Here is a 2,636-nt window from a genome sequence, read left to right on the forward strand (position 1 = left end):
GCACCGCCTGGCCAAGGCGGCAAACGGTGTTTCGCGCATCCGCCGTGTGCTCGCGGGGACGGTATTGGAAACGGCGGGCTGCCGGGTCACCTGCCTGTTTCCGCACAAGCTCAGCCGCGCGCCCGGCGTGGACAATGACGAATCCCAGGTACTCATGGTGGAAGACGAACGCCATCGCTTTCTCTTTACCGGCGATGCGGGTTGCGAAGTGGAACGGCAATTGGTGCTGCCTTCCGGCTCCGGGCCGGGGATTGCGGTGCTGAAGGCGGGCCACCATGGATCCGCCACCTCTTCGGGCGAACCATTTCTTTCCGCTGTTTCACCACAACTGGTGGTGTTCTCATGCGCCGCGGGTAATCCGTTCGGGTTTCCCCATGGCCGGGTAATCGCGCGCCTGCGCGCCTTGGAGATCCCCTGGGTGTGTACTTCCTGGAGCGGACACGTGCGCCTGCGTTCGCAGAAACGGGCGATCCGGGTTTCTTTGAGTCCCCGGGAGTTGCCCTCCATATTGATTTCTACACGGATTTCGCATACCATTCAATAATGGCGAACGGCAGGGTTCTCGTTATCGATGATGAAGCCTCGATCCGCGAACTGTTGTGCGATTTTCTCTCCAGCGAGGCAATCGCTTGCAGCAACGTGGCCACGTTGGCGCAAGCACTGGAACTATTGAAGGACAATTCCTTTAACCTGGTGCTGCTGGACCGGAACCTGGACGCCATTCGCGGTGAACAGATCATTCCCCGCATCCGGCGAATCCATCCGGGCATTCCCGTGGTCATAATGACCGGAGACCATCAATTCAACGAAAACTCCCTGAAACACGTTGCCGCAGACGGTATTCTTCACAAGCCGTTCAAGTTCGATGAGTTCATGCAGTTGGTTGGGAAGTTCGTGGAGTCTGAATGAAACGCATCTTTTTTGCCGTGATTGCCGCCACAGTCCTGCTGGCGGCGGTTTCTCCCCGGCTGACCGCCATGGAGATCATGAAGCTATCCGAAGTCCGCGCCGGCATGACGGGCACTGGGCGAACCGTTTTTGCGGGAACCGAGACCGGCACGTTTGACTTCAAGGTATTGGGTTTTGTTGAAAAGTTCATTCCCGGCAAAAACCTGATTATCGTGGAATTGATTTCGCCGCTATTGGATGGATCCGGAGTGGTGGCGGGTATGAGCGGCAGCCCCGTTTACATTGACGGCAAGCTGATCGGCGCCGTGGCATACGGATTCAGTTTCTCCCGCAAACCGATCGGCGGGGTGACGCCGATAGAAGACATCCTGGCGTCCGCGGAGAACCGGTCTCCCGGCTATTCCGTGGATATCTCCAACATCAAGATGGAATTCGATCCCGAAAGCACGGCGCGCATCGGCACCATGATCCGCGACGAGCTGGTCAGGCGCACCACCACTTCACCCATACCCGAGATCGTTCCCATCCAATTGCTGGGCGCGTCCCGGGGTATCCATCCCCAAGCCCTGGGACCGTTGCAGACCATGTTCGCCCCGGCCTCCTCCCTGCAGGTGACGCGGGCGCTGGACCGTACCCCGCCTTCCGACGAGTTGTTCCGCATCCATCCGGCGGATGCCGCCGCGGTACCGCTGATTCGCGGCGACTTTGAGTACTCCGCCAGCGGGACCGTGACCCACGTGGACGGCAACAAGGTGTATCTTTTCGGCCATCCCTTTTTTAACCTGGGGACCGTGAATTTCCCCCTGCACAAGGCGGAGGTCGTAACCCTGGTGCCTTCCTACCAGAATTCTTTCCGCCTGACCGCTTCAAAAAACCAGATCGGTACCGTGATTCAGGACCGTATTTCCTGCCTGCAGGCCGAACTGGGAGACGGTCCCGCCATGATCCCCATGAAAGTGTTTCTGAAACGGCGCAACCGCAGTTTCAACCTGGAAATGATTGATCATCCGCTTTTGACGCCGGCCCTGACCGCCATTTCCCTGGAAAACATCTTTATCTCTGAATACCAGCAATACGGTTTCAATTCCATCCGGGTCCAGGGCCGGGTGTTTATCGAAGGCGAGAAAAACATCATTATCGATGATCTGTTCAGCGGTACTTCGGCTTTTACCGAGTTCTCGAATCTCATCATGGCCATTCAGTACTTTGTAATGAATAACCCCGAGCGGCGCGTCAAGATCCAGAAACTCGATTTCGAGATCAGCGGCTCGGAGGTGGTGCGCCGTTCCCGCCTGGAAAACGTGATCCTGGACAAAAACGTGTATGCTCCCGGAGAGACCATCCGGGTCAAATTGCATTTTCGCAACGAACGCGGCAACCAGGTAGCGGAAGAGACCAGCCTGCGGGCGCCGAGTCTCAAGCCCGGATCCGAGTTCTTTATCCTGGTCGGAGACAAAGACGAGATCATGCGCTTCGACGCCAAGAACAACAAGTCCGAATACTTCCCGGCCCGCCTCAGTCACTTGGTGAGGGCCATCAACAACCTGCGCAAAAACAACCGCCTCTATTTTAAACTGATGACCTCGACATCGGGATTGTTTGTCAGCGGGTTCGAGTACTCCCACCTTCCCCCCAGCATGAAGTCGGTGTTTGAGTACAACACCGAGAGCAACAGCCAGTCGCGCATCCGTTTTTCCACCGTGATGGAGTACCAGATGGAACTGCCC

At 57.1% G+C, this 2,636-nt stretch carries 2 protein-coding genes; both read left to right on the forward strand.

All coding sequences use genetic code 11. The features are described from left to right. The first annotated feature begins 543 nt into the window (after positions 1 to 543). Positions 544 to 909, forward strand: coding sequence for a response regulator (locus ENN40_06100; GenBank protein HDP94915.1), 366 nt, complete (start codon positions 544 to 546; stop codon positions 907 to 909). After that, positions 906 to 2,636 (forward strand): hypothetical protein (locus ENN40_06105; protein ID HDP94916.1); only part of this gene is annotated, 1,731 nt, incomplete at its 3' end. The genes ENN40_06100 and ENN40_06105, both read left to right, overlap by 4 nt.

The sequence above is a fragment of the Candidatus Aminicenantes bacterium genome, assembly GCA_011049425.1.
Taxonomy (GTDB): Bacteria; Acidobacteriota; Aminicenantia; order UBA2199; family UBA2199; genus UBA876.

Bases quoted from the DNA above. Each gene is read 5' to 3' on its own strand.
- ENN40_06100 (HDP94915.1), top strand. From the start codon at position 544: ATGGCGAACGGCAGGGTTCTCGTTATCGATGATGAAGCCTCGATCCGC.